Origin of the sequence: Parvibium lacunae (genome assembly GCF_003335215.1) — a bacterium.
Lineage (GTDB): Bacteria > Pseudomonadota > Gammaproteobacteria > Burkholderiales > Burkholderiaceae_D > Parvibium > Parvibium lacunae.
Window position 1 is genome coordinate 75,037 of sequence record NZ_QPGB01000002.1, and the last position, 25,216, is coordinate 100,252.

Consider the following 25,216-nt stretch of genomic DNA (forward strand, 5'->3'; position numbering starts at 1 on the left):
TCATTGAAATGATAACGATTAAATCGATATCACACTGGGGCAGTCACATACTAGCAAGTCACTCATAAATTTATGCACTTATCTGAACTCAAGGCGCTGCATGTCACGCAGCTTGTCGATATGGCTCTCGGACTGGAAATCGAAAACGCCAACCGCATGCGCAAGCAAGAACTCATGTTTGCCATTCTCAAGCGTCGCGCCAAACAAGGCGAATCGATTTTTGGTGACGGCACCCTTGAAGTCTTGCCCGACGGCTTTGGCTTCCTGCGCTCGCCCGAAACCTCGTATCTGGCTAGTCCGGACGATATTTATATCTCCCCTTCGCAAATTCGCCGCTTTAATCTGCACACCGGCGATAGCATTGAAGGCGAAGTGCGCGTGCCCAAAGACGGCGAGCGTTACTTTGCGCTGGTCAAAGTGGATCGCGTCAACGGCCAAGGCCCCGAGTCCACCAAAAACAAAATTCTGTTTGAAAACTTAACCCCACTGCATCCCGATAAGCCGTTGCCTTTGGAGCGTGACATTCGCGCCGAAGAAAATTTAACGGGCCGTATCATCGACATCATCGCCCCGATTGGTAAAGGGCAACGCGGCTTGCTCGTCGCCCCGCCTAAATCCGGTAAAACCGTGATGCTGCAAAACGTCGCGCACGCCATTGCCACCAACCATCCTGATGTTGAGCTGTTCGTGCTCTTGATCGACGAGCGCCCAGAAGAAGTAACCGAAATGCAGCGCTCCGTGAAAGGCGAAGTGATTGCATCGACGTTTGATGAACCCGCTGCACGCCACGTGCAAGTCGCGGAAATGGTCATTGAAAAAGCCAAGCGCTTGGTTGAACACAAACGCGATGTGGTGATTTTGCTCGACTCCATCACCCGCCTTGCCCGCGCCTACAACACCGTACTGCCTAGCTCCGGTAAGGTTTTGACCGGCGGTGTGGATGCGAATGCGCTGCAACGCCCCAAACGCTTCTTTGGTGCCGCCCGTAACATTGAAGAAGGCGGTTCACTCACCATCATCGCCACCGCGCTGATCGACACCGGTAGCCGCATGGATGATGTGATTTACGAAGAATTCAAAGGCACTGGCAACTCCGAAATTCACCTCGAACGCCGCATGGCGGAGAAACGCGTCTACCCTGCCATCAACCTCGGCAAGTCCGGTACCCGTCGCGAAGAACTGCTCATTCCGAAAGACCTCCTCCAGAAAGTCTGGGTGTTGCGCAAACTGCTATTCGATATGGACGAGATCGAAGCGATGGAGTTCATGCTGGACAAAATGAAATCCACGAAGAACAACAGCGAGTTCTTCGACATGATGCGTCGCGGGGGCTAAGCCTTTCGCTTGCATCAACAGGGTTTCAAACAAAACGGCCACTCATTGAGTGGCCGTTTTGTTTAGGAGCTGATAACTAGTCACGCCTTCGGCATAGAGTTCTATTGTGGTGATGAAGGACATGCTGATTGCTCTTGATTTTGATTTTCTAACCACTGCTGAATAAAGCTCACAAACGTGCGCACCTTGGCCGACAAATGCTTACGGTTGGGGTACACGGCATAAATCGTCATTTCGTCCGCGCTGTATGCTGGCAATACTCGCACCAAGCGCCCCGCTTCGAGGTAGCTACGTACAATAAAGCACGGCCCGGTGCCAATGCCCGCGCCATGCGCAGCGGCTTCCACCATGAACTCACCATTATCGGTATGTACCTCGCCCCGTACTTGTACGGCGTGTTTATTACCCTGCTCATCGTAAAAATTCCAGATGCCGCCATCACTATCGTGCTCGTAGGTAATACAGTTATGTGCGGCTAAATCACTAGGCGTTTGAATGGGCGGATGGCGTTTCAGGTAATCCGGCGAGGCCACGTACAGCAATTTAGTTTTGCCAATTGGGCGGGCCACCACATGTTGTGACCCAGGGTCACCAATGCGCAAGGCCAGATCAAAGCCCTCTTCCACCAAATCCACCTTACGGCTGCTGATCGAGACATTAAATTGCAACTGCGGATGCACCTGCCGACAGGCGGCCAACGCAGGCGCGAGGTGGTGTACCGCAAACCCGGTGGACGTAGTGATTTTGAGGGTGCCGCGCGGCACCACCGCTTGTTCACTGACGGCGGATTCCACTTCATCCAGCTCGGTGAGCAGGTGTGCTGCACGCTCATAGTAAGCCTGACCACTTTCAGTCAAGCTGATGCGACGCGTCGTGCGATTGAGCAAACGCACCTGCAAATGGCTTTCCAACTGCGCAACCCAGCGCGAGACGGCCGAGGTAGACTGCCCCAACTTATCTGCTGCCGCGGCAAAACTACCTAGTTCGACCACGCGGCAAAACACCCGCATTGCCTCTAGTCTATCCACATCCCCTCCTTCACTATTCCACTTAATAATCCCACTTTATATGACAATATATTACATAACAGACTATTTATCTTATTTTTATTGAGGATTATTGTATCGGTGTCGATCTTAGATTGATGTTTTCTGCTCACAACCTTCGCTTAAGGAGAAAAAATGAAACTGTACTATTCGCCCGCTGCCTGTTCTCTGTCCCCCCACATCGCCCTGCGTGCGGCCGGCATGGCCGTTGAGCTGATAAAAGTTGATCTAAAAAGTAAGCAGACGCAAGATGGTCGCGACTTTTATCAAATCAATCCCAAAGGCTCTGTCCCTTGCCTGGAACTGGACAACGGGGAGCGTATTACAGAAGGGCCCGCGATTGTGCAGTACATTGCCGATCTCAACCCGGCGGCCAATCTTGCCCCAGCGAATGGCACTTTCGCGCGGACCCGGCTACAGGAATGGTTAAATTTCATTACCAGTGAGCTGCATAAGGGCTTTTCTCCGCTCTTTAATCCCCAAGCGCCGGCCGAATGGAAAACGTTGGTAAGGGCCACATTGGGCAAAAAATTGGATGTTGTCAGTCATCATCTCGCCGCTCAGCCTTATCTCTTGGGTGATCAATTTAGTGTGGCCGATGGCTATCTCTTTACCGTCTTGTTTTGGACGCGATGGGTAGAGATTGATTTGCAAGCATGGCCCGTGTTACATGCCTACTTCCAGCGCATAGCGACGCTGCCCGCCGTCGCCGCCGCCCTCGAGGCTGAGGGCGTAAAGGCCTAGGTCAGACCATGCGTACCGCCGTTGAAAGCCCCCAAGTATCCTCACTCCCGCAGCCATTCATTGCGCGAGACAGCCTGCTACCGACCTTGTTTTTATCGCATGGGTCGCCAATGCAAGCGATAACGCCAAGTGCCGTTAATCGCCTGTGGCAGCAGCTGAGTGATCAATGGACTCGGCCAACGGCGGTGCTGGTGATTTCAGCCCACTGGGAATCCACCTTACCGTTGATCAGCAGCGCTCCCAACCCGGCGACAATTCATGACTTCGCTGGCTTTCCGCAAGCGCTGTATCGCTTGAGCTACCCAGCCCCAGGGCTGCCCGCCTTGGCCGAGCGGATTCAGGACCAACTCCATGCTGCTGGGTTACCCTGCCAACGAGAAGGCTGTCGGGGGTTCGATCACGGGGCATGGGTGCCGCTGCGGTATCTGTATCCTGATGCGGATATCCCCGTGCTACAACTCTCAGTGCAGCCCGCTTTACCCGCTAGCCACCATTGGCAAATTGGCCAGGCTCTGCAATCGTTACGCGCCGAGGGGGTCTTAATACTGGCGTCAGGTCATACCACCCATAATTTGGGCCTTGCTATGCGTGCAATGCAACAGCACGACGAGACGGTTCCGGCCTACGCACAAGCATTCTGCGATTGGCTGCAGACACATCTCGATCAACTCCAAAACGTAACAACCCAAGCGCTTGCCTGTAAGCAACTGTTGAGCTGGGAACAAAGCGCCCCTGCCGCAACCACGGCGCACCCTACCCCCGAACATTTTCTACCGCTATTCGTCGCGTTGGGGGCCGCTTTTACTGCGGGTCAGGCTCTCCAAGCCCAGCCATTATTCAAGGGCTGGGAATGGCCCGGCTTGGCCCTGGATAGCTATTTGTTCAAATAAGGGTAGCGCGCCGACGTGAATCAAGCCGTAAGGTCAGGCAATAGGCAGCACCACCCGAACGATTGAAAGAACCCAGCGGGATCACGTGGACCCGATAGCCCAGTGCAGTGAGCTTGGCCTTCAGCGCCGGAGAGCAATGGCACATGACAATGTCCTGACCGATACACACCGAATTAACGCCTAAATGTAGCGCATCATCCTCGCCAGCTTCAATCAACTGGGAACCAACAACGGCGGCTAACTGCTGACGTCCGACCTCGCTAAAAGCAGGGGGGTAGTAAATCACTTCGCCACCACTTAACAAACAAAAGCAGGTATCTAGGTGATAAAAGCGCGGGTCAACCAGCTCTAAGGCCAGCGTTGGAGTTTGAAAGACCGCTTCAAGGGTCTGACGTGCGGCATAACTGCTGCGTTGCCCATAACCACACCAAAATAGTTGACGTTGGGCATCCCAGATCGCATCGCCCGCCCCTTCAAAAGGAACGCCTACCGGGGTGTAATGGAGTGACTGAATCACCCCCTGGCGACATAGCGCGGTAAAGATTGCCTGACCATGCGGTTCTTCCCCTTGGCGCTCAGGGCAGGCATAACGGGCCAATAACACTTTGCCATCCAGGACAACCCCTGCATTTGCCGTGAATACCATGTCTGGTAACCCGGCAACCGGCGGCTGCAGCTCGATCTGCGCGCCCAACAATTCGTATTGCTGGCGCAGTTGCTGCCAGCCCCACTGCGCATCTTGCTTGAGGCGCTCAGCCTGGGGGGCCCAGGCTTGTGGTTGCATCCAAGGGTTAATGGAATAACTCACGGTGAAATGATCCGGGGCGCTCAGTAAAAAGCGGGGGGAGCTTGCCGCAGGAAGCGGCTGCGAAGGCGCTGCCTGTGGCGCGGTGCTCACTGGGGTGGCGTTGCCAGTGTCGTGGTATGGCCGCTCCGCACTGAATTGCCCCTTCTCCGATTGCGCTGTCTCGGCCAACACAGCCTCAAATTGCGCGAGGGCCCAAAGCAAATCCGCCCGGGTAATGGTCAACGGTGGCGCAAAGCGAATCACGGTGTCATGCGTCTCTTTCGACAACACGCCTTTTTGCGCCAGGCGCTCGACCAGATCGCGGGCACGATACGGGGCGCGAATATCAACGCCAGCCCACAAACCCAAGCCCCGTACGGCTTGAATCTGCGTAGGATAACGTTGCTGCAACCTGTGTAATTCGGCAAGCAGCACCTGCCCCAATGCCGCACTGCGGGCAATCAGATTCTCTTCTTCGAGCACGGTTAACGCCGCAAAACCCACCGCTGCCGCGAGGGCATTGCCACCAAAGGTCGACCCATGACTACCGGGGCTAAACACATCCATCAAAGAACGGTCTGCCAGAAAAGCGGAAACAGGCAATAGCCCGCCGCCCAGGGCTTTACCAACAATCACCGCATCGGGACGAATATCAGCATGCTGGTATGCAAATAAGCGCCCTGTACGGCCTAAACCAGATTGAATTTCATCCAAGATCAACAATATCTGATGCTGATCACACCATGCCCGCACCGCTTTTAACCAACCTGCTGGCGGTAAGACAATCCCGGCCTCGCCCTGAATCGGCTCAATCAGAACAGCACAGGTATGCCCACTACGCTGGGCATCGAGGCTTGCCATATCGCCAAAGGTAAAGCTTTTGAAGCCTGGCATATATGGGCCGAAGCCGTGGCGATAATCCTGTTCGCTGGAAAAACTGATAATCCCTGTTGTGCGGCCATGAAAATTTTGTCTTGCCACTAAAATTTCTGCACTGTTGGGGGGGAGCCCTTTGACCTGATAAGCCCAGCGCCGCGCCGCTTTGATGGCGGTCTCAACCGCTTCAGCCCCACTATTCATTGGCAGCGCTCGCTCGAAGCCGCTCATGGCACAGAGCTTTTCCAAAAAGGGAACGAGTGCGCTACTGTGAAAGGCGCGTGAGGCGACGGCCACCTTTTCTAATTGCGCTTGCATTGCTGCGACGAGCGTCGGATGCAGGTGTCCATGACTCACAGCAGAGTAAGCACTGAGCATATCCAGATAGCGCTTGCCGTCGGCATCCCACAACCACACATCCTGGCCTCGTTCAATCACAATCGGCAGGGGATGGTAATTATGAGCGGCGACCTGCTGTTCACGCTGTATGAGCTGGCTTGATGCCGAGAGCCCTGATAGCCCACTTGCTTGAGCCTTGGTTGGAGAGGAAAAAATTAAATCGGCGGCACCCATGGGAGACTCCTTCTCAATCACATTGATCTACTTGATGGTAGATCGTTCGCGCCGGAAAAAGGACGAAATACGGGGGCCAAAACCGCAGCAGTTACGCTATTGGGACGCGCTTGCCGTCGAGACGACGGTTATCGGGCAATCAGCCAGCCTCAGGGTACGTTTAACGCTTTTAACGGCCACCGGCTAAAGTGTCGCTGCGTTTGCAAAACTTGATAGGAAACAATGCGGGCAATATTTAAGCTGAGGTTTTCCAGCCAGGCATTGGTTAGCTCACGGTAGCAAGTCGCATCAGGACACACCACCCGTAACTGGAAATCAAACTCGCCACTGATTAAATCACAACTGACGACCTGCGGGCAGCTCAAGACATGCTGTAAGAAAGCAGCGGTTGCTGCGGCACGCTGATCGCGTAGCGTGATTTGCGCAATCATTTGCACATGGGCAGGCAACTGGGCGGGATCGAGCTGGGCTTGATACCCCTGGATGAGTCCAGCCTGCTCAAGCTGCCGCACACGTTCCGAGCATGCACTGGGAGATAAATTGATCGCTTGCGCCAATTGTTGATTGGTGATTCGCCCCTGTTCCTGCAGCAGGGTCAAAATTCGCCAATCTGTGCGATCCCGTTTCATCAATCAACTCTGTTTTGGTAAACGTAATGCCACGGCACCGGCATCAAGGGCTTTATCGAGAATCACTTCTTTGACCAGTTTGGTTAAGTCTTGCAAGGCTTGAATATGATGCTCTTCGACCATGTGGGGGATCGAATCAATTAGGCACAAGGTACCAATATTCTTATGATGGATTTTGATCGGCGCACCCATATAAAAACGAATATGAGGTGGGCCAGTAACCAACGGGTTATCGGCAAACCGGAAATCTTGGCTCGCGTCTGGAACGATGAGGGGGTGATCAGACAAAATAGCATGACCACAAAAGGAAATCTCACGTGACGTTTGAGTTGCATCGAGACCGCAAGCCGATTTAAACCACTGTCGGTTTTCATCGACCAAGCTCACCAGAGCGATCGGCACCTCAAAAACACTGGTCGCATACTGCGTGATGATGTCGAGACGATCTTCTGCTGGCGTATCTAGAATCAGCAGATCACGCAGTACTGCCAATCGGCTGGCTTCATCATCAGGAATCAAAGGAGCTTGCATAAGATCGACGTTAAAAAGTTTGTTTACCCGTTCACAAACGGCAATCAAGCATATAACGGCTCAAGCGCGAGGAATTACAATCAGGAAAGAAAATTTAACACTTCTAGCAAAGACGATAGGATATTTTGCCCATTCTGTTGGAATGCACCCCGCCCAGCCTGACAAAAACGAGCGGTATAGCGAGTCACTTACCCCTGCATAGCCGCAACCAGTCGCCCCAACTGTGCCATGGCGCGCTCAGCCTCAGCATCAAAAGCGTTGCCACAGCTAATCCGCAAATAGTCTTTAAATCGACCGCTACCGGTAAATAAGGTTCCCGGTGTTACCCCAATCCCTTGCTGCACGGCTTGTTCAAACACCTGCCAGGCGTCGATTTCATTGGGTAAACCAATCCACAATAAATAACCGCCAGAGGGAATATGCACCACCGTCCCGGGTGGAAAATGATGGGTGATGGCTTGGGCTGTTTGCCGTGTTTGTATTTTTATTTGTTGCCGCAAACGACGTAAATGGTGGTCGTATCCCCCTGAGGCCATGAATTCAGCCACCATGGCCTGCGGCAATTCTGCGGTGTTGATCGACTGGGTAAACTTCAGGGCTTCTACCCGGTTCTGCCAGCGCCCTGCCACAATCCAACCCACCCGTAAATTAGGCGCCAGCACTTTACTCGCTGAACCGCAGAGCAAGACATTGCCTGTGGTATCCCATGACTTGAGGGCGAAAGGCCGCTGCCCGCCAAAATGCAACTCGCCATAGACATCATCCTCAATCAAAGGAATCTGCCGGGCATTTAATAGCTCGACCAATCTTTTTTTATGGGAATCTGGCATCAGACTGCCCAGTGGATTATGAAAATTAGGAATACTGACCACCGCCGCGACCCTTGGTCCGGCTGTATCGGGTCGGGTCACCAGTTCTAAGGCCTCTAATGACATGCCATGGCTAGCGCTGGTAGGGATTTCCAAGGCACGCAAGCCCAAACTGGCCAAAATCTCTAATAAGCCAAAATACACTGGCGACTCAACGGCGACCGTGCCTCCGACTTGTGTGGTTGCCCGTAATGCTAAATTCAAGGCTTCCGTACACCCGTTGGCAATCAAGACATCATCTGGCCTGACTGTGCAGCCCGCATTCAGCAAACTACGGGCAACCTGTTCACGCAAAGGCAAATAGCCGGTGCTATTCATGCCATAAGAGCTGACGAGGTTCGGTTGCCGCCGCAAAATCTGCCCCCCCAGAAGCTGTAGCTTACGTACGGGATAGAGTGCGGGAGGGCCAATCGCGACATCGAAATGAATACGGCATGTGCGACGAATTCGATTGTAAGAAAGCACCCGATCTTGCACAGCTATCGGATCTACCGTGTCTGCTTTTAGCGGCCCACTGCGCTTTGTGTCAGCCGCGACAGTCACAAAATAGCCTGACTTGGGTCGCGCTTCGACCAACCGCCAATTTTCCAACTGCCGATAAACCTGCAAGGCAGTGGAAATTGACACCCGATGTTGCGCCGCCAAGTGTCGCACCGAGGGCAAGCGACTACCGGGTTGCAAGGTGCCACTGCTAATCGCACTTTGCAGATGGCGCGCCAATTGTTGGTAGAGAGGAATATCCATCTTCACAGTGTGGACCATCACAGAATACGATTAAAGATACAGGAATACTCAAAAAAAACCATAACAGAACACGAAAAAAAGCACCTGTTAGCGGTTATTTATATAACTGTTATGCCTACTCAACCCCACTCTACTTTTCTATGATGCCTTTACCCAGTCACCGAGAAATGGAGGCAATCATGTTACCCCCTCTTTTTACAACCCACGAACTGGCCGCCGGAGCGGTCACGAGCGATATCCGCCATCACGCCCGTACCCTGTCTTGTCAGCAGGGACAGTTATGGGTGACCCTCAGCGAGGATAAAACAGATTATTTTTTAGAGGCAGGGATGTCGCTCGTGCTCAGCCCAGACAAACTGTGCGTTATTGAGGCGGCATCTCTGAGTCGGTTTACACTGACGCCAGATAGGAAAGAAGCTCGTTTTCAACGGGCGATAAGCTTGCTACAGAAATTACGCGGCTTGCTGCGTATGCATACGAGCACGATGCGCTCTCACTTGCCTATCTCCCCCACTTTATTCGATGCGACTAGGAAATCATGAAAATCGAGAATCTCCCATTTGTGACGACCGATTGGCACACTGTTTCACGCAGCGCCCATCCCGGCACCCACGGCATGGCGTATTGGCGCACCCAGCAATTTGGCGACATTCGTGTGCGCATGGTGGAGTACAGTGCGGGCTATCTGGCCGACCACTGGTGCCAGAAGGGTCATATCTTATTGTGCTTGAGCGGAGAATTGCATACCGAACTCGCCGATGGTCGCCACTTCGTCCTCACGCCCGGTCAGAGCTATCAGGTGGCCGATGGCGCAGAGCCGCATCGCTCCAGCACACCCACTGGCGCGACGTTATTTATTGTGGATTAGGAGACGTCCATGTTTGAAATCCAAACACATAATCCCGCCCATACGCCCACTCCGATTGGCCCCTACCATCACATAGCACAAGCGGGGCCATTCATTTGGTTATCGGGCACACCCGGTGTCGATCCCGCTACGGGGCAGCTCGCGGGTACCGATGCGGGTAGCCAAACGACGCAGATTATGGCGAATCTACACACCATGCTGGCGAGTTGTGGTGCCTCCTTGGCACACTTAGTCCATGTGACGGTATTTTTGAAAAAAAACGAAGACTTTGCCGCGATGAATGTGGCCTATGAACAGGCGCTAAAAAAACAGGCTGGAGGGCACTTACCCGCACGCACAGTGATTGTGGTGGCCGACTTACCTAAACCCGGCGCATTGTTAACCATGAACGCCCAAGCGATTCGCCCGACCGCATAAGGATAACCATGCAGATTGGCTTTTATGGCTACCCGCAGCAAATCGAAACCTGGTTACAGCCCTTGCGCCAGGCATTACCCACAGCCGCCATCCGCGTGCTGAGTGCAGAAGATCAGGCCGCTGCGGATTACCTGATTGTGCGTAATCCACCCGCCTCGATATTGGGGGAACGCGAGCGCCTGAAAGCGATTTTTAATTTAGGGGCCGGCATTGATTACTTAGCGCAACTGCGCGCACAAGCTGCGCCGCGTGCATTAGAACAGGTGCCGCTCATTCGCTTGGAAGATGCGGGCATGGCAGAACAAATGCGCGACTATGTCACGCACTGGGTGCTGCATTTCTTTCGGGGCTTTGATCGCTATCAAGCGCAACAGCAACAAGCACATTGGCAAGCCTTGCCGACGCCACAAAAAAGCGACTTTACCGTTGGTATTTTAGGGGGTGGGCAATTGGGGCAGACGATTGCCTTGCACTTGCAGTCATTGGGTTTTCCAGTCCGCGTATGGAAACGCCAGGCTGACCCACATGCACCCTACCCTTGCTGGCACGGCACGGATCAACTCACTGTTTTTGCCCAGAATGTGTCCGCGTTGGTGAATGTATTACCGCTCACCCCTGCTACTCAAGGTATTTTGAATCGGGTTTTATTTCAAGCCTGTCGGCGAGGAGCGTACTTAATCAACGTGGCACGTGGCCAGCACGTGGTCGAAGACGATCTATTACAGGCCCTTACCAGCGGCCAACTCGCGGGCGCATGCCTAGATGTGTTTGCGCAAGAACCGTTGCCCGCGACGCATCCGTTTTGGACCACGCCAAACCTGTACCTCACCCCGCATTGCTCGGCGGACAATCTGCCGCAACCTTCCATGCAACAGATTGCGCACAAGATTCAGCAGATTGAAGCCGGGCAGACTGTCACCGGTATCGTCGATTGGATACGTGGTTACTAGAAGATTCGCCATCAAGCCTGCCCAAGCGCTCGCTGAATCTGCGCGAGGGCGGTGGGGTCTTCAATCGTCGTTAAATCACCGGGATCTCGTCCTTCGCAGAGGGCTTTGAGCGAACGCCGTAGCAATTTGCCAGAACGAGTTTTGGGGAGCGCCGTCACAAAATAAATTCGCTCCGGTCGCGCCACCGCACCTAATTGTTTTTCGACTACCTTTTTAAGCTCGACCTCTAAGGCTTGTGCCGCAATACTCTCTGGCAATGCGGTGCGCAAAATCACAAACGCGCAGGCGACTTCCCCTTTGAGCTCATTCTGCACGCCAATCACCGCCACCTCTGCCACACTGGGGTGTGAGCTGAGCGATTCTTCAATTTCGCGCGTACCTAGGCGATGCCCCGCCACGTTAATCACATCATCGGTGCGACCCAAAATAAAGGTATAGCCCTCGTCGTCTTGTATGCCCCAATCAAAGGTGGAATAGACGTGTTTGCCGGGCACACTGCTGAAATAGGTTTTAACAAAACGGGCATCATCGCCCCACACCGTACTGAGGCAGCCAGGAGGCAAAGGGGGCTGAATCGCGAGCACACCTTTTTGATTACGTGTAACCGGCTCTCCGGTGCGCTCATCGAGTAATTGGACATTAAAACCATACACGGGGAAGCCGGGGCTGCCTAAACGGGTAGGTTTAGGGATGTCATTGGGCAAAGCGCGAGGAATGGTGAGAATCGGCCAGCCGGTTTCAGTTTGCCAGTAATTATCGACAATCGGGACGCCCAAGGCATCGCGAATCCAGTGTGCGGTCGGTTCATCCAAGGGCTCGCCCGCCAAAAACAAAGCCCGCAAGGAAGAAAGCTTGGCTTGTTTTAACCAATGCTCATCTTGCTTCTTGAGCACCCGAATCGCGGTGGGTGCCGAGAACATGCCGGTGACTTGATATTTTTCTACCAAACGCCACCAAATGCCGGGGTCAGGATTGATCGGCAGCCCTTCGTACATGATGGTGGCCATGCCCGCCAGCAAGGGCCCATAAATAATGTAGGAGTGGCCAACCACCCAACCGATATCGCTAGTAGAAAAGAAAGTCTCTCCTGCACGGCCATCAAAGATGTAGCGCATCGAAGCTGCGAGCGCCACTGCATAGCCGCCGACATCGCGCTGCACGCCCTTAGGTTTACCGGTAGTGCCACTGGTGTAGAGGATATAGCTCGGCTGATTAGACTCTAACCAAACGACCGGCACTTGCGCATGCCGTAGCAACGCCAGCGCGGCCTGGGCATCCACGTCCCGCCCGGGTTTGAGCGGCAGTTCAGCCAAACCCCGATTGACCCACAGTACAGCTTGCGGTTGATGTTGGGCGTGTTGTAGGGCTTCGTTCAGCATAGGCGCATAGGCCACCACCTTGCCCGCGCGGGAACCAGCATCGGCACTAATAATGAGCTTGGGTTGCGCATCATCAATTCGGCTCGCCAAACTGATGGCGGCAAAGCCACCAAACACCACCGAGTGAATCGCGCCAATCCGCGCACAGGCGAGCATAGCAAAGGCCGCTTGAGGAATCATGGGCATATATAGCAGAACACGATCACCCTGCTCGACCCCATGCTGCAGCAGGAGCGCAGCCCAGCGATTCACCTCCGCATACAAATCGGCAAAGCTGTAGGTCTGCTCTTGGCCCGTTTCTGTCGAAACATAAATTAAAGCGGGCTGCTGGGCTTGCGTGGGTAGCCAACGATCCACGGCGTTGTGGCATAGATTAGTCGTGCCACCGACAAACCAGCGCGTAAACGGGGGGTGGCTGAAATCCAATATTTGTTGGGGGGCTTGTTGCCATTCAATTAACTGGGCTTGCTCGGCCCAAAAAGCGGTAGGTTGCGAGATAGACCACTCATAAAAATTGATCGCCATGATCAGCTCTTTCTATCCAGGGGATAGTTGACTGTCTCTTACTGCGCTGACGGTAGCCTGACACGCAAACCCTTGGATTCAAGATGAATACCGGTGATGATCTGCAACACGGTGGCTTGCGTGATAAGCAAAGTCGCTCTAGCATCACCCTGTGATTGCTTTCGGTGTTTCTTTATCGTGCGACGCAGCATTTAGCCGGAGACGCTATGCCCCCTGTGCCATCCAACCCTACCCTCAGCAAGCGGTTACCGTCAGCATCAAACATCCCCATTCAGCCCCATGACGTGGCGGCCAATGAGCAATCAGTCAAGTTCACTGCACCATCGATACCCGGCGCCGACGCTTACGCGCAGCTTTACAACCATTTTGGGTGGGCTGTACCCGAGTTTTTCAACCTCGCCGAGGTTTGTTGCCGGCGCTGGCAAGATAAACCTCAGCGGATTGCACTATTTTTGGAAAATGAGGCCGGACAGCGCAGCACGATCAGCTATGGCGAGCTAGGGCAACGCGCAAATCAACTGAGTGTGGCCCTGCAACGACTAGGCGTCAAACGGGGTGACCGGGTTGCCCTTTGCTGTCCACAAACAGCCGAGGTGGCTGTGACCCATATTGCGGTTTACCAGCTCGGGGCCGTCGTTGTGCCGTTGTCGCATTTGTTTGGGCCGGATGCACTACAAGTTCGCTTGAGCTTGAGTGGGGCCAAGGTATTGATCAGCCACCACAGCACCTTACCAGCGCTAGCAGCACTCGCTGCAGGAGACTTGCGAAGCCAATTCGAGACGCTTGAGCATCATATTGTGATTGGAGGTGAATACGAAGGCAGTCTGCGCTGGCACGACCTCTTGGCACGCTCGCCCATTCACTTTGATGCCGTAGAGACCCGAGCTGAAGAGCCAGCACTCTTGCTTTTCACCAGTGGCACTACGGGGCAACCCAAAGGGGCTTTACTGCCGCACCGAGTTTTGCTGGGTAACTTACCCGGCTTCGTCGCTTCACAAAACTGGTTTCCCCAACCCCAAGATCGCTTCTGGACGCCGGCCGATTGGGCCTGGACAGGCGGGTTAATGGATGGCTTACTGCCGACACTTTATTTCGGTATGCCGATTGTCGGCTTTCATGGGCGGTTTACGCCAGCGCGCACGCTCGACCTCTTGCAACGCTATCGAATTACCAACACCTTTCTGTTCCCGACTGCACTCAAAATGCTCATGCGTGAGTACCCTGATCTATCGCCACAGGCCCAACCCTGTGCGCTGCGTGCCATCATGAGCGCCGGTGAAGCCGTGGGTGGGGTCGTCTGCGATTGGGTAGAGCAGGCCTTTGGCGTGCCGTTGAATGTCATGTTTGGGCAGACTGAAATGAATTATCTGATTGGCGATAGCGCCTACTGCTGGCCCAGCCGAAAAGGTAGCATGGGGCGAGCTTATCCAGGGCATCGAATCGCCTTGCTGGATGAGCGTGGAGCCCCGGTTAAACCCGGTCAGATAGGCGAGATCGCCGTTTGCACGCATGATCTGCAGGGGCACCCCGATCCAATTTTCTTTCTTGGTTACTGGCAGGATAACGCCGCCACACAGAAAAAGTTCTGTGGTAATCATGCCAATCATTCGCCCCCAGCGCCACGCCAGGCGCGCTGGTGCCGCACGGGTGATTTAGCCCGCCAGGATGAAGCGGGCTATTTTTGGTATCAGGGTCGAACCGATGACGTCTTTAAGGCCGCGGGTTACCGGATCAGCCCGGCGGAGATTGAAAATTGTTTGCTACAGCATCCGGCCGTTGCCAATGTCGCCATCGTTCCCAGCCCGGATAGCTTGCGGGGTCATGTCGTTAAAGCCTTTATCGTGTTGGCAGCGGGCTATCATGGCGATGAAGACCTCCAGGCCGCATTGCAAGCCCATGTGCGCGATAAGCTGGCTCCCTACGAATATCCTAAACGTATTGAATTTGTGAACTCGCTGCCGCTTACCGCCACCGGTAAAGTGCAACGCCATACCCTCCGCGCCCAAGAAAGCGCGTCGAAACTTATTGCCTCGGAATAAGTCTCACCAAAACCAAGCGTTTGGTTAAGGTTGGCTGGCAAATAGGCCAGATGGCCCTGGCAATTCGCACACTAAGCGATACAATAAGAAAATTCTTGAATAGGTTCGCCATGCCACTTGAGTTATACCGTGATGCCACCCATGTTGTGCAGCAATACACTGATCTATTGCCGCAGAGTGACCTCGCGAGCAGTGAAATCGGCCTAATACAATCCAATCAGTTTTTATTGGTACATGATAAGCAAGGTATCTTGCTCGACCCCGGTGGCACTGCTACATACAGCGGGCTATTCATGGGGGCCAGCCGGTTTTTTTCGCCCAAAGATTTACGTTATCTTGTCGTGAGCCATTGCGCGCCAGACAGTTTGCATTCTGTCGGCCGTTGGTTAATCGGCTCGCAAACAGAGTTACTGATCAGCCAGCACTTGCTGCCTCAACTGCCTCATTTGTGCGACCCAGATCGGATTGTTAATCGTATTCACGGCATTCCTGATAGTGGTGCAGTCATCCAATGCGGGGGGGTTGAATACTTACTGCTATCCGCTCATTTTTTGGGCCACAGTGCCTGCTTTCAGCTTTACGACCCCATTAGCAAAATTCTGTTTACGGGTCCCTTAGGTTGCAGTGATATTGACCCGGGTCAAGCAATTGATATTCACCACTTCCCGGCGCATCAACACAATTTACGAGCATGGCATGCGCGGCATATTCACAGTCGGCGGGTCTGTCAACTGTGGGTGAACATGCTCGAAAACCTGGATATTGCACAAATCGTTCCGCAGCGTGGGCCGCGGCTGCAAGGGCGCGACACCGTTGCCGCATTTTTCGAATGGCTGCAAGAAACCCCCTGTGGCACCGATCTGGTTACACAAGACCATTACCGCATTCCCAAGCAGCATGGTCGCGCCGCCATGATTGGCTGGGAAAAAGAGTTGCCTCGCCTTGATGACACGCAAAGCATCATTCGTACGCCTTCTTAATACAACGGCGCCCCAGCTGAAATGCCTGGGGCGCCGTTGATCTAGATCGGCAAGTAAACTTCCAGCGCTGTCATCCACGATTGAATCAAGGGCTGGCAAGTCGTACTACTCGCGACAGTCTAGACAGGTGTGGCCATTGTTTGTGGATTAAGGCGCTCATCAGTACCGAGTTTGTTCAGCGCACTCAGGTAAGCTTTCGCTGCGGCAACAACGATATCTGGGTCGGCTGCTGTACCATTCACAATGCGGCCATGACGCGCCAGCCGCATCGTCACTTCACCCTGTGCTTCCGTTCCTGTGGTAATGGCGTTAACGGAAAACAAGAGCAATTCGGCACCGCTTTGCACATGCCGCTCAATCGCTTTCACCGTCGCATCGACCGGGCCATTACCATCTGACTGGCTGCTGACTTCGCTCCCTTGCTGGGTAAAAACCAGACGGCATTGGGGGCGCTCACCCGTTTCCGAGTGCTGTGATAAAGAAATAAAACGATAGGCCTCAAGCTCTTCCCTGCCATCGCTAAACAGCGCTTGGATATCTTCATCAAAGATTTCCGACTTGCGATCGGCCAAGTCTTTGAACCGCGCAAAGGCTTCATTCAGGGCTTGCTCTGAGTCCAGCTCAATCCCCAGTTCCTGCAAGCGCTGCTTGAAAGCATTGCGGCCAGACAGCTTGCCCAACACAATTTTATTTGCTGTCCAACCCACATCTTCAGGGCGCATAATTTCGTAAGTCTCACGATGCTTGAGAACCCCATCTTGGTGAATCCCAGACTCATGCGCAAAGGCATTGGCACCCACAATCGCTTTGTTAGGTTGCACCGGGTAACCCGTGATCGTGGAGACCAATTTCGAGGTGGTCACAATTTGGCTGGTCTCAATTCTGGTTTCCACCTTGAAAATATCAGGTCGAGTACGAATCGCCATCACCACTTCTTCCAGTGACGCATTGCCAGCACGCTCACCCAGGCCATTGATGGTACATTCAACTTGGCGGGCCCCATTCATCACCGCAGCCAGAGAGTTCGCCACCGCCATGCCCAAGTCGTTATGACAATGCGTAGACCAGACAACTTTATCTGCATTGGGCACACGCTCAATCAACTGTTTAAAGCGTTCCCCCCACATCGCCGGAACACTGTAGCCCACGGTATCTGGGACATTGATGGTTTTAGCGCCGGCTTTAATCACGGCGTCAAAAATACGGCATAGAAAATCGAGTTCAGAACGCACTGCATCTTCCGCAGAAAATTCCACATCATCGGTATATTCCCGCGCCCATTGCACAGCTTTTACGGCATTTTCCACAACTTGATCCGGCGTCATACGGAGCTTTTTCTCCATATGGATGGGACTCGTCGCAATAAAGGTATGAATCCGTTTTGACTGCGCTGGCTTGATCGCCTCACCTGCGGCCCGGATATCGCGTTCAGTCGCCCGAGCTAGCGAACAGATCGTGCTGTCTTTCACAGCTTGCGCTATCGCATGAATCGCTTCGGCATCGCCTGGACTGGCCGCAGCAAAGCCAGCTTCAATCACATCGACGCGTAACTTTTCGAGTTGTTTCGCAATCCGAACTTTTTCGTCTTTGGTCATGGCAGCGCCAGGGCTCTGCTCGCCATCGCGAAGGGTGGTATCAAAAATAATGATTTTGTCTGTCATCGTCTTCTCCAATCGTTAACCACCTTGTGGGTGGCAGCAGTGTGCGTCTTGTGAACGCTATTCCTCAGCATCAGGCAAGGCTGCTGGTCTAGGGGCTTTGAATAATGGCGGCAAGCCTCGATATTCACGCCACGCCCAAACCGCCCAGCCTGAAAAAGCATACAACACAAATACGGCGAAGAGGGCAATCGGCGGGTCAGCCGAAATCAGCGCCAGGGCAGCCATCAACGCCAACATCACCCAAAAGGGAACGCTGTGTCGCACATCCAGGGTTTTACCGCTCCAGAATGGCGCATTGGAGACCATTGCCACGCCAGCGTAGATGGTCAATGCCCAAGCCAGCCAAGGCATCGCACTCTCACGAATGGAAAATTTATTATCTTCGGCTAGCCACAAAAACCCGGCTATCAAGGCCCCGGCAGCTGGGCTGGGCAAGCCCTGAAAATAACGTTTATCGACCACACCTATGTTGGCATTAAAGCGCGCCAGTCGCAACGCGGCGCAGGCGCAGTAGGTGAAGGCGGCCAGCCAGCCCCACTTGCCCAAATCTTTAAGTATCCATTCATACATGACCAAGGCTGGCGCCACACCAAAAGAGGTCATGTCGGCCAAGCTGTCGAACTGCTCACCAAACGCACTTTGCGTATTCGTTAAGCGCGCCACTCGGCCATCCATGCCATCCAAAATCATGGAGGCAAAAATGGCAATCGCAGCTAGCTCAAAGCGGCCATTCATGGCTTGCACAATTGCAAAAAAACCGGCGAAAAGCGCTGCGGCAGTAAAGGCGTTCGGCAGCAGGTAAATCGTTTTATGGCGTTGCGCAAAATCACCGGGGAGACCACTACCGGACAAACGGTCTGTCGCACGACGGGTAAAGCGTAAAGGACGAATAGGACGCATAGTTACCTCAAAGAGAAACCCGCTTAAATTAAAACTCAGCAAGAATAGTGCTGGTAGCACTGACTTTATCACCAATGCTGACGCGTGGTTTTGCGCTAACCGGTAAATAAACATCAACACGCGAGCCAAAGCGAATAAAACCATAGCGCTGACCGCGGGCTAAAACAGCTTGTGCCTGGGTGTAGCAAAGAATCCGGCGTGCCACCAAGCCTGCCACTTGAACACTGGTCACTACCCCATGTGGCGTGTCGATGATCAAGGCATTGCGCTCATTTTCCAGCGACGCTTTGTCTAAATCCGCATTGACAAATTTACCCGGGAAATATTGAACACTGCGTACCGTGCCATCGACCGGGGAACGATTCGAATGCACATTAAAGACATTCATAAAAACACTGATTTTCAGTGCCTCCCGATTCGCATACGGATCCTGTACTTTTTCTACGGCAACAATGCGGCCATCGGCGGGAGAGAGCACAGCATTTTCCTGTGCAGGAATAACCCGCGCTGGATCTCGAAAGAATTGAATTGAAAACACCGCAAAGAGCCAAAGTGCCCAGGCCAAGCTGGAACCCACCAGCACTTGCGCTACCAGCGCGGCTAACACTGCGCCAGTAATGATAGCCCAGCCTTCACGGGCAATAATAGGATGAGGATAAGGATTGTTCATATTCGCTGCGCTGTATTAATTGCTTTATAGATAAGTCATATCAACCGGAAGGTTGGATTCATCATGGATGACTCGCTACGCCGGAGGAAGGCGGCGATATCGGCTGAGAATCTGACAGACGTGTTTGTGATTCTATCAATTGTTTCTGCACTTCTAATTGTTGCTGAACTTGGCCTTGCACTGCTTTCGCTTTTTCCAAGGCTTCGCGTTGCCCTTGCATAAGACCAGGGGGTTCAGGCTTCTGACAGGCGGTTAACGCCCCCAAAAATAACACCCCCAACAGGCCTTGCTTGAGCAGCATACCCTCCGCGTTATCGCTTTTGGTAGAAGTTGAAAAGTGAAAAGGCACCCAGATTTGAGTGCCTTTTCTACTCATTGCGAGGCCCAATTAATTTTTCGATTGGTCAACCAGTTTGTTTTTGCTGATCCAAGGCATCATCGCACGCAATTGTGCGCCGACTGTTTCAATCGGATGCTCCGCATTCAAACGACGACGGGCAGTCATGGATGGATAATTGGTACGACCTTCCAAAATGAAGTTTTTAGCGTAGTCGCCATTCTGAATGTTTTGCAGACACTCTTTCATTGCAGCACGGGCTTGATCAGCGATCACGCGGGGGCCAGTCACATACTCACCATACTCCGCATTGTTGGAGATGGAGTAGTTCATGTTGGCGATACCACCTTCGTACATCAAGTCCACGATCAATTTCAGTTCGTGTAAGCACTCGAAGTAAGCCATTTCAGGCGCGTAACCGGCTTCAACCAAGGTTTCAAAGCCTGCTTTTACCAACTCAACCGCACCGCCACAGAGAACGGCTTGTTCGCCGAACAAATCGGTTTCAGTTTCTTCACGGAAGTTGGTTTCGATCACGCCACCTTTGGTACCGCCGTTTGCAGCCGCGTAGGCCAAAGCGATATCACGAGCTTGGCCGGATTTATCTTGGTACACCGCGATCAAGCTAGGTACGCCACCGCCTTTGAGGTATTCGGAACGCACGGTATGACCAGGGCCTTTAGGGGCAATCATGATCACATCCAAGTCAGCGCGGGGCACAACTTGGTTGTAATGAACGTTGAAACCGTGTGCGAAGGCCAAGGCTGCGCCTTGTTTGATGTTCGGCGCTACTTCTTTGTTGTACACCTCAGGAATGTTTTCATCAGGCAACAGAATCATGACCACATCCGCCGCCTTAACAGCATCAGCAACTTCACGCACTTGCAAGCCAGCGGCTTCGGCTTTGCTCCAGCTCGCGCCACTTTTGCGCAGACCAACGATCACATTGACGCCGGAATCTTTCAAGTTCAGCGCGTGCGCATGGCCTTGTGAACCATAACCAATAATCGAAACTTGTTTGCCTTTGATGATGGAGAGATCCGCATCTTTATCGTAAAAAACTTTCATCACATTACCTTTCAGTACAAATTTATTAACCACAGAGGTCACAGAGAACACAGAGGAAACTCTTCACAGCATCCTCTGCGGCAAAAACCACGGCGCATCTATAAATCCATTTTCCGGATGAGTTGCGTTGTCGCATGCTCGCTCAAGCTTCGCTGTACCTTTAAGTACTATCTCAGCTCTCGCTGCGCGGCTCCTAGCACTTCATTCCGAAATTCTGCATTTCTAGTCGCGCCTTAAAACTAAACTTTCAACACGCGCTCGCCGCGTCCGATTCCAGAGCTGCCCGTTCGCACTGTTTCCAGGATAGCCGTACGATCAATCGCTTCAATGAAGGCATCCAGTTTAGGACCATCACCCGTCAGTTCAATCGTGTAGGCACGATCGGTGACATCGATGATGCGGCCACGGAAAATATCCGCCATCCGCTTCATCTCTTCACGCTCTTTACCCACGGCCCGCACTTTAATCAGCATGAGTTCACGCTCAATGTAAGGGCCTTCGGTCAAATCCACTACTTTGACCACTTCAATCAAGCGGTTTAGGAGCTTGGTGATTTGTTCAATGATGTCATCTGAACCACTGGTAACAATCGTCATCCGTGACAGCGAACCATCTTCTGTCGGCGCTACATTGAGGTTCTCAATGTTATAGCCACGCGCGGAAAACAGACCAACCACCCGTGACAAGGCACCGGGCTCGTTTTCAATCAAAATCGAAATAATATGTCGCATCGCTGGCTCCTTATAGTTCTTCTGCACCGAGCAGCATTTCCGTTAACCCTTTGCCCGCTTTCACCATGGGCCAGACGTTTTCGGTACGGTCGGTGTAAATATCCATAAAGACCACCCGATCTTTGAGCGCAAACGCTTCACGCATCGCACTCTCCAAATCGGCGGGATCATGCACTTGCATGCCGACATGACCATAGGCTTCTGCCAGTTTCACGAAGTCTGGCAACGAATCCATATAAGACTCAGAGTAACGGCTGCCGTAATCCAACTGTTGCCACTGGCGCACCATACCTAGGTAACGATTATTCAAATTGATAATCTTGATCGGTAGGTGATATTGCTTGCAGGTCGACAGTTCTTGAATACACATTTGAATCGAGCCCTCACCGGTTACGCAAGCCACGGTCGCGCCTGGATTCGCCATTTGCACCCCCATTGCGGCGGGTAAGCCAAAACCCATCGTGCCCAACCCACCTGAGTTGATCCAACGTTTAGGCTGATCAAATTTGTAATACTGCGCGGCCCACATTTGGTGCTGGCCGACATCGGACGTGACAAAAGCGTCGCCGTGAGTCACCTTCCATAAAGTTTCAATGACTGACTGCGGTTTAATCACGTCAGTTGAGGTTTTGTACTTCAGACATTCACGACCTCGCCATTGATTGATCTGTTCCCACCACGCGCGAATATCACGCGGCTTTTGCTCACTTGCTTCTAACAAGGCAGTCAGCTCGCGCATGACCTCCGCCACATCACCGACGATGGGCACATCGACTTTCACACGCTTGGAAATGGAGGAAGGATCAATATCGATATGAATGATTTTACGCGGGTGCGTCGCAAAGTCTTTCGGGTTACCGATCACGCGGTCATCAAAACGCGCCCCAATTGCCAACAGAACATCACAGTGCTGCATGGCCATATTGGCTTCATAGGTACCATGCATGCCCGGCATACCCATAAATTTTTCGTCTGTCGCCCGATAACCGCCCAATCCCATCAGGGTATTGGTACAGGGGAAACCGAGTGTATCGACCAAACGATTTAATTCAGGCGCGGCATTGGCTAGAATAATGCCGCCACCGGTATAGACCATCGGACGCTCAGCTTGCAGCAACAACTGCAAGGCTTTTTTGATTTGCCCTTGATGTCCTTTTACGGTGGGATTGTATGAGCGCATGCTCACCGATTGCGGGTAATGAAACTCGCACTTATGCGTCGTAATATCTTTCGGAATATCAACCAGTACCGGGCCGGGACGGCCGGTGGCAGCGATATAAAACGCTTTTTTAATAGTACTCGCCAGGTCTTTCACATCTTTCACGAGGAAATTGTGTTTGACACAGGGACGGGTAATACCAACGGTATCGCATTCCTGGAAAGCGTCCTGCCCAATCGCATGGGTCGGTACTTGTCCAGACAAAATTACCATTGGAATTGAATCCATGTAGGCTGTCGCAATCCCTGTCACGGCATTGGTTAAACCGGGACCGCTAGTCACCAGTGCCACCCCTACTTTCTGAGTAGAACGTGAATAGCCATCAGCAGCATGAATTGCGGCTTGCTCGTGGCGCACCAAGATGTGCTTTACTTTTTCTTGCTTGAAAATTTCATCGTAGAGATAGAGCACTGCGCCGCCGGGGTAGCCAAAAATATGCTCAACATTCTCTTCTTGCAGGCAGCGCACGACAATTTCGGCGCCATTAAGAACACCATGAGGGGTTTCCATTTGCGTTCCTTTCAAGGTCCACTGGAGATTGATCGGATGACTCGTGACCCACTTGTGGTAGGCGTTGAGCCGAGCAGGCAAGCTATCTGCAAGCAGAATCGCCAACCCACCGATAAAGCGCTAACAGACAACAAGCAAACACAGCTAATTGCTATTAACATTTCGATCCGCGACTATCGCGGCGGAAAGAACTCGTAAAAATACCGTTTTAACCCCTCTTGGTCAAGTTTCAACGGGCAAATACCTTATTTTTAGGCTGTTAAGGCCCAAATAATTCCCGCCAGCACGCAAAAATGCCACGCTTACCCAGCGTCTTAAGGGCATTTTTTCTTGAAACCGGACAAGCTGTTCAAATAAACGTATACTGTATATAAACCCACTCATTTACTTTCATGCAAGCAGCCAGCCGTAAAATCCTTGGTATTGACCCCGGCCTGCGCGTCACTGGCTTTGGCGTGATTGTGCAAACCGGCAGCCAGATTAGCTACCTCGCCAGCGGCACCATCAAAACACCCGATGCCGATTTAGCAGAACGCCTTGGCGTGATTTTGCGGGGAGTGCGAGAAGTCATTCAGACCTACCAGCCTGATCTAGCGGCGATTGAAAAAGTGTTTGTCAACGTCAACCCGCAATCGACGCTATTGCTCGGACAAGCCCGTGGCGCCGCCCTGTGTGCGTTGGTGGATGCGAATTTACCGGTCACCGAATATACGGCTTTACAGCTTAAACAAGCGACCGTTGGATACGGACGCGCGACCAAGGAACAAATGCAAAGCATGGTGCAACGTCTGCTCAAGCTCCCTACCCCACCTGGGCGGGATGCCGCCGATGCCCTGGCTGCCGCGATTTGCCACGTACACAGTAGTAGTATGCAGGGAGCGGTGGGGGGATTGGCCCCGAGCTTGGTCGCCAAAGGCTATCGCGTACGTAAAGGCCGCTTGGTACAGAGCTAAACCGCACCACACAGATTGGAGAATGACATGCGTGTTTTATTACTAGTGCTGGTCAGTACAGCCCTCTTGGCCTGCACCCAAGAACAACAAAATAAAATTCACCGAGAAATTCAAAACTGGACCGGGACCAACGGCGTGCTGGAGATTTATGCGGGCGAGAAGCTGGTAAAACGCTTCCTCAAAATTGATAAACTCAGCACCGCGCTCGGCACCGACGATGGCAAACCCCGGGCCTACCGCTATGGCTATGGCGTGCTGGATGAAAATTTGAACGGCGTGGTCGATAACGGCGAAAAGCGCGTCTACTTTGAAATCAGCGATTTCAATACCTATGTGTTTTTCGATAACCCACGCCCGTAATTACCCAAGTGCTTAGTTTGCGAAAGACACCGCTATGATTAGTCGACTCCACGGCATCCTGCTCGAAAAAAACCCGCCTCAAATTATGCTGGATGTCCAAGGCGTGGGTTATGAGGTCGATGTACCGATGAGCACCTTCTACAACCTGCCGGCGAATGGCCAAAGCGTGACCCTACTCACTCACCTTGCAATCCGCGAAGATGCGCATCAACTCTTTGGGTTTGGCAGTGCAGAAGAACGCAACACCTTTCGCCAGCTGATTAAAATTTCGGGTGTGGGCGCACGTACGGCGCTCTCGATTTTGTCGGGCCTGTCCGTTGCTGAACTTGCCCAAGCAGTCAGTTTGCAAGAGGCGGCCCGGCTCACGCGTGTTCCCGGCATTGGCAAAAAAACGGCAGAGCGTTTGCTACTCGAACTCAAAGGTAAGCTGGGGGCCGACCTTGGTCACAGCAGTCCCGGTACCGCAGGCAGCGACCAGCAGCACGACATCCTACAAGCCCTGATCGCACTCGGCTATTCGGAAAAGGAAAGTAGCACCGCCCTCAAAGCCCTACCCGCCGATGTTAGCGTCGCAGAAGGGATTAAACTGGCGCTCAGACATCTCGTGAAAAGTAATTGACGCACC

Annotated in this window: 25 protein-coding genes and 1 pseudogene; 12 read left to right on the top strand and 14 right to left on the bottom strand. The window is 52.9% G+C overall.

Annotated elements, in window-relative coordinates; all coding sequences use genetic code 11:
- Positions 1-72: 72 nt before the first annotated feature.
- Entirely contained in the window at positions 73-1,335 is a 1,263-nt protein-coding gene (gene rho, locus DU000_RS04365) for a transcription termination factor Rho (protein ID WP_114402165.1), read from the top strand.
- Between the two features lie 101 nt (positions 1,336-1,436).
- Here rho and DU000_RS04370 read toward each other — a convergent pair whose 3' ends face one another.
- Positions 1,437-2,363 carry a LysR family transcriptional regulator gene (locus DU000_RS04370; protein WP_114402166.1) on the bottom strand — a complete coding sequence of 309 codons (927 nt, stop codon included), beginning with the start codon at positions 2,361-2,363 and terminating at the stop codon, positions 1,437-1,439.
- A gap of 153 nt (positions 2,364-2,516) precedes the next feature.
- On the opposite strand from DU000_RS04370, the gene gstA reads away from it, so the two are divergent.
- On the top strand, positions 2,517-3,125 hold the full coding sequence (gene gstA, locus DU000_RS04375) for a glutathione transferase GstA (protein ID WP_114402167.1): 609 nt from the start codon (positions 2,517-2,519) through the stop codon (positions 3,123-3,125).
- Between the two features lie 8 nt (positions 3,126-3,133).
- Positions 3,134-4,015 carry a DODA-type extradiol aromatic ring-opening family dioxygenase gene (locus DU000_RS04380; RefSeq protein ID WP_114402168.1) on the top strand — a complete coding sequence of 294 codons (882 nt, stop codon included), beginning with the start codon at positions 3,134-3,136 and terminating at the stop codon, positions 4,013-4,015.
- Here DU000_RS04380 and DU000_RS13185 read toward each other — a convergent pair.
- The 5 genes and pseudogenes from DU000_RS13185 to DU000_RS04400 all read right to left on the bottom strand — a co-directional run bounded on the left by DU000_RS13185 (position 4,008) and on the right by DU000_RS04400 (position 9,042).
- Positions 4,008-4,799 carry a dimethylarginine dimethylaminohydrolase family protein gene (locus DU000_RS13185; protein ID WP_476704057.1) on the bottom strand — a complete coding sequence of 264 codons (792 nt, stop codon included), beginning with the start codon at positions 4,797-4,799 and terminating at the stop codon, positions 4,008-4,010. The genes DU000_RS04380 and DU000_RS13185 overlap by 8 nt on opposite strands.
- A gap of 183 nt (positions 4,800-4,982) precedes the next feature.
- Positions 4,983-6,251 (bottom strand): annotated as a pseudogene (gene rocD, locus DU000_RS13145) (ornithine--oxo-acid transaminase); the annotation flags it as partial.
- A 149-nt stretch (positions 6,252-6,400) separates the two neighbouring features.
- Complete coding sequence (locus DU000_RS04390; RefSeq protein ID WP_114402170.1) at positions 6,401-6,880, bottom strand: Lrp/AsnC family transcriptional regulator; 480 nt, start codon at positions 6,878-6,880, stop codon at positions 6,401-6,403.
- Positions 6,881-6,883: 3 nt separating this feature from the next.
- Positions 6,884-7,411, bottom strand: a complete 528-nt coding sequence (locus DU000_RS04395; RefSeq protein WP_114402171.1) for a GAF domain-containing protein — start codon at positions 7,409-7,411, stop codon at positions 6,884-6,886.
- Between the two features lie 188 nt (positions 7,412-7,599).
- The gene (locus DU000_RS04400; RefSeq protein WP_114402172.1) at positions 7,600-9,042 is read right to left on the bottom strand and encodes an aminotransferase-like domain-containing protein; all 1,443 of its coding nucleotides are present in this window, start codon (positions 9,040-9,042) and stop codon (positions 7,600-7,602) included.
- 161 nt (positions 9,043-9,203) lie between these two features.
- Here DU000_RS04400 and DU000_RS04405 point away from each other — a divergent pair, with 161 nt between their 5' ends.
- The 4 genes from DU000_RS04405 to DU000_RS04420 are packed head-to-tail and all read left to right on the top strand — an operon-like array spanning position 9,204 to position 11,259.
- On the top strand, positions 9,204-9,566 hold the full coding sequence (locus tag DU000_RS04405) for a DUF2917 domain-containing protein (protein ID WP_158529631.1): 363 nt from the start codon (positions 9,204-9,206) through the stop codon (positions 9,564-9,566).
- Complete coding sequence (locus DU000_RS04410) at positions 9,563-9,892, top strand: DHCW motif cupin fold protein (RefSeq protein WP_114402174.1); 330 nt, start codon at positions 9,563-9,565, stop codon at positions 9,890-9,892. The genes DU000_RS04405 and DU000_RS04410 overlap by 4 nt, the downstream gene beginning before the upstream one ends.
- Positions 9,893-9,901: 9 nt before the next feature.
- Entirely contained in the window at positions 9,902-10,309 is a 408-nt protein-coding gene (locus DU000_RS04415) for a RidA family protein (protein WP_114402175.1), read from the top strand.
- A gap of 8 nt (positions 10,310-10,317) precedes the next feature.
- Positions 10,318-11,259 (top strand): NAD(P)-dependent oxidoreductase, encoded by a 942-nt coding sequence (locus DU000_RS04420; RefSeq protein ID WP_114402176.1) that lies wholly within the window; start codon positions 10,318-10,320, stop codon positions 11,257-11,259.
- 11 nt (positions 11,260-11,270) lie between these two features.
- Here the strand turns inward: DU000_RS04420 and DU000_RS04425 are convergent, their stop codons facing one another.
- On the bottom strand, positions 11,271-13,163 hold the full coding sequence (locus DU000_RS04425) for a propionate--CoA ligase (RefSeq protein ID WP_114402177.1): 1,893 nt from the start codon (positions 13,161-13,163) through the stop codon (positions 11,271-11,273).
- Between the two features lie 206 nt (positions 13,164-13,369).
- On the opposite strand from DU000_RS04425, the gene DU000_RS04430 reads away from it, so the two are divergent.
- Both DU000_RS04430 and DU000_RS04435 read left to right on the top strand, forming a co-directional pair.
- Entirely contained in the window at positions 13,370-15,202 is a 1,833-nt protein-coding gene (locus DU000_RS04430; protein WP_114402178.1) for an acetate--CoA ligase, read from the top strand.
- Between the two features lie 110 nt (positions 15,203-15,312).
- A complete protein-coding gene (locus DU000_RS04435; protein ID WP_158529632.1) occupies positions 15,313-16,182 on the top strand; it encodes an oxygen-binding di-iron domain-containing protein in 870 nt (289 codons plus the stop codon).
- A 119-nt stretch (positions 16,183-16,301) separates the two neighbouring features.
- Here DU000_RS04435 and DU000_RS04440 read toward each other — a convergent pair whose 3' ends face one another.
- The 7 genes from DU000_RS04440 to DU000_RS04470 form a co-directional block, all read right to left on the bottom strand.
- Positions 16,302-17,843, bottom strand: coding sequence for a 2-isopropylmalate synthase (locus DU000_RS04440; RefSeq protein ID WP_114402180.1), 1,542 nt, complete (start codon positions 17,841-17,843; stop codon positions 16,302-16,304).
- Between the two features lie 57 nt (positions 17,844-17,900).
- Entirely contained in the window at positions 17,901-18,743 is an 843-nt protein-coding gene (gene pssA, locus DU000_RS04445) for a CDP-diacylglycerol--serine O-phosphatidyltransferase (protein ID WP_114402181.1), read from the bottom strand.
- A gap of 28 nt (positions 18,744-18,771) precedes the next feature.
- On the bottom strand, positions 18,772-19,413 hold the full coding sequence (locus DU000_RS04450) for a phosphatidylserine decarboxylase (RefSeq protein WP_114402182.1): 642 nt from the start codon (positions 19,411-19,413) through the stop codon (positions 18,772-18,774).
- Between the two features lie 61 nt (positions 19,414-19,474).
- Positions 19,475-19,714: a hypothetical protein gene (locus DU000_RS04455; protein WP_114402183.1), complete on the bottom strand. Its 240-nt coding sequence runs from the start codon at positions 19,712-19,714 to the stop codon at positions 19,475-19,477.
- 87 nt (positions 19,715-19,801) lie between these two features.
- Complete coding sequence (gene ilvC, locus DU000_RS04460) at positions 19,802-20,818, bottom strand: ketol-acid reductoisomerase (RefSeq protein ID WP_114402754.1); 1,017 nt, start codon at positions 20,816-20,818, stop codon at positions 19,802-19,804.
- 239 nt (positions 20,819-21,057) lie between these two features.
- A complete protein-coding gene (gene ilvN, locus DU000_RS04465) occupies positions 21,058-21,549 on the bottom strand; it encodes an acetolactate synthase small subunit (RefSeq protein ID WP_114402184.1) in 492 nt (163 codons plus the stop codon).
- Between the two features lie 10 nt (positions 21,550-21,559).
- On the bottom strand, positions 21,560-23,278 hold the full coding sequence (locus tag DU000_RS04470; protein WP_114402185.1) for an acetolactate synthase 3 catalytic subunit: 1,719 nt from the start codon (positions 23,276-23,278) through the stop codon (positions 21,560-21,562).
- Positions 23,279-23,670: 392 nt separating this feature from the next.
- On the opposite strand from DU000_RS04470, the gene ruvC reads away from it, so the two are divergent.
- Genes ruvC through ruvA form a run of 3 tightly spaced genes read left to right on the top strand, consistent with a single transcriptional unit; the run spans position 23,671 to position 25,210 of the window.
- Positions 23,671-24,231 (top strand): crossover junction endodeoxyribonuclease RuvC, encoded by a 561-nt coding sequence (gene ruvC / locus DU000_RS04475; protein ID WP_114402186.1) that lies wholly within the window; start codon positions 23,671-23,673, stop codon positions 24,229-24,231.
- Between the two features lie 27 nt (positions 24,232-24,258).
- Positions 24,259-24,591: a hypothetical protein gene (locus tag DU000_RS04480; protein ID WP_114402187.1), complete on the top strand. Its 333-nt coding sequence runs from the start codon at positions 24,259-24,261 to the stop codon at positions 24,589-24,591.
- A gap of 34 nt (positions 24,592-24,625) precedes the next feature.
- Positions 24,626-25,210, top strand: a complete 585-nt coding sequence (gene ruvA / locus DU000_RS04485; protein ID WP_114402188.1) for a Holliday junction branch migration protein RuvA — start codon at positions 24,626-24,628, stop codon at positions 25,208-25,210.
- Positions 25,211-25,216: the final 6 nt, after the last annotated feature.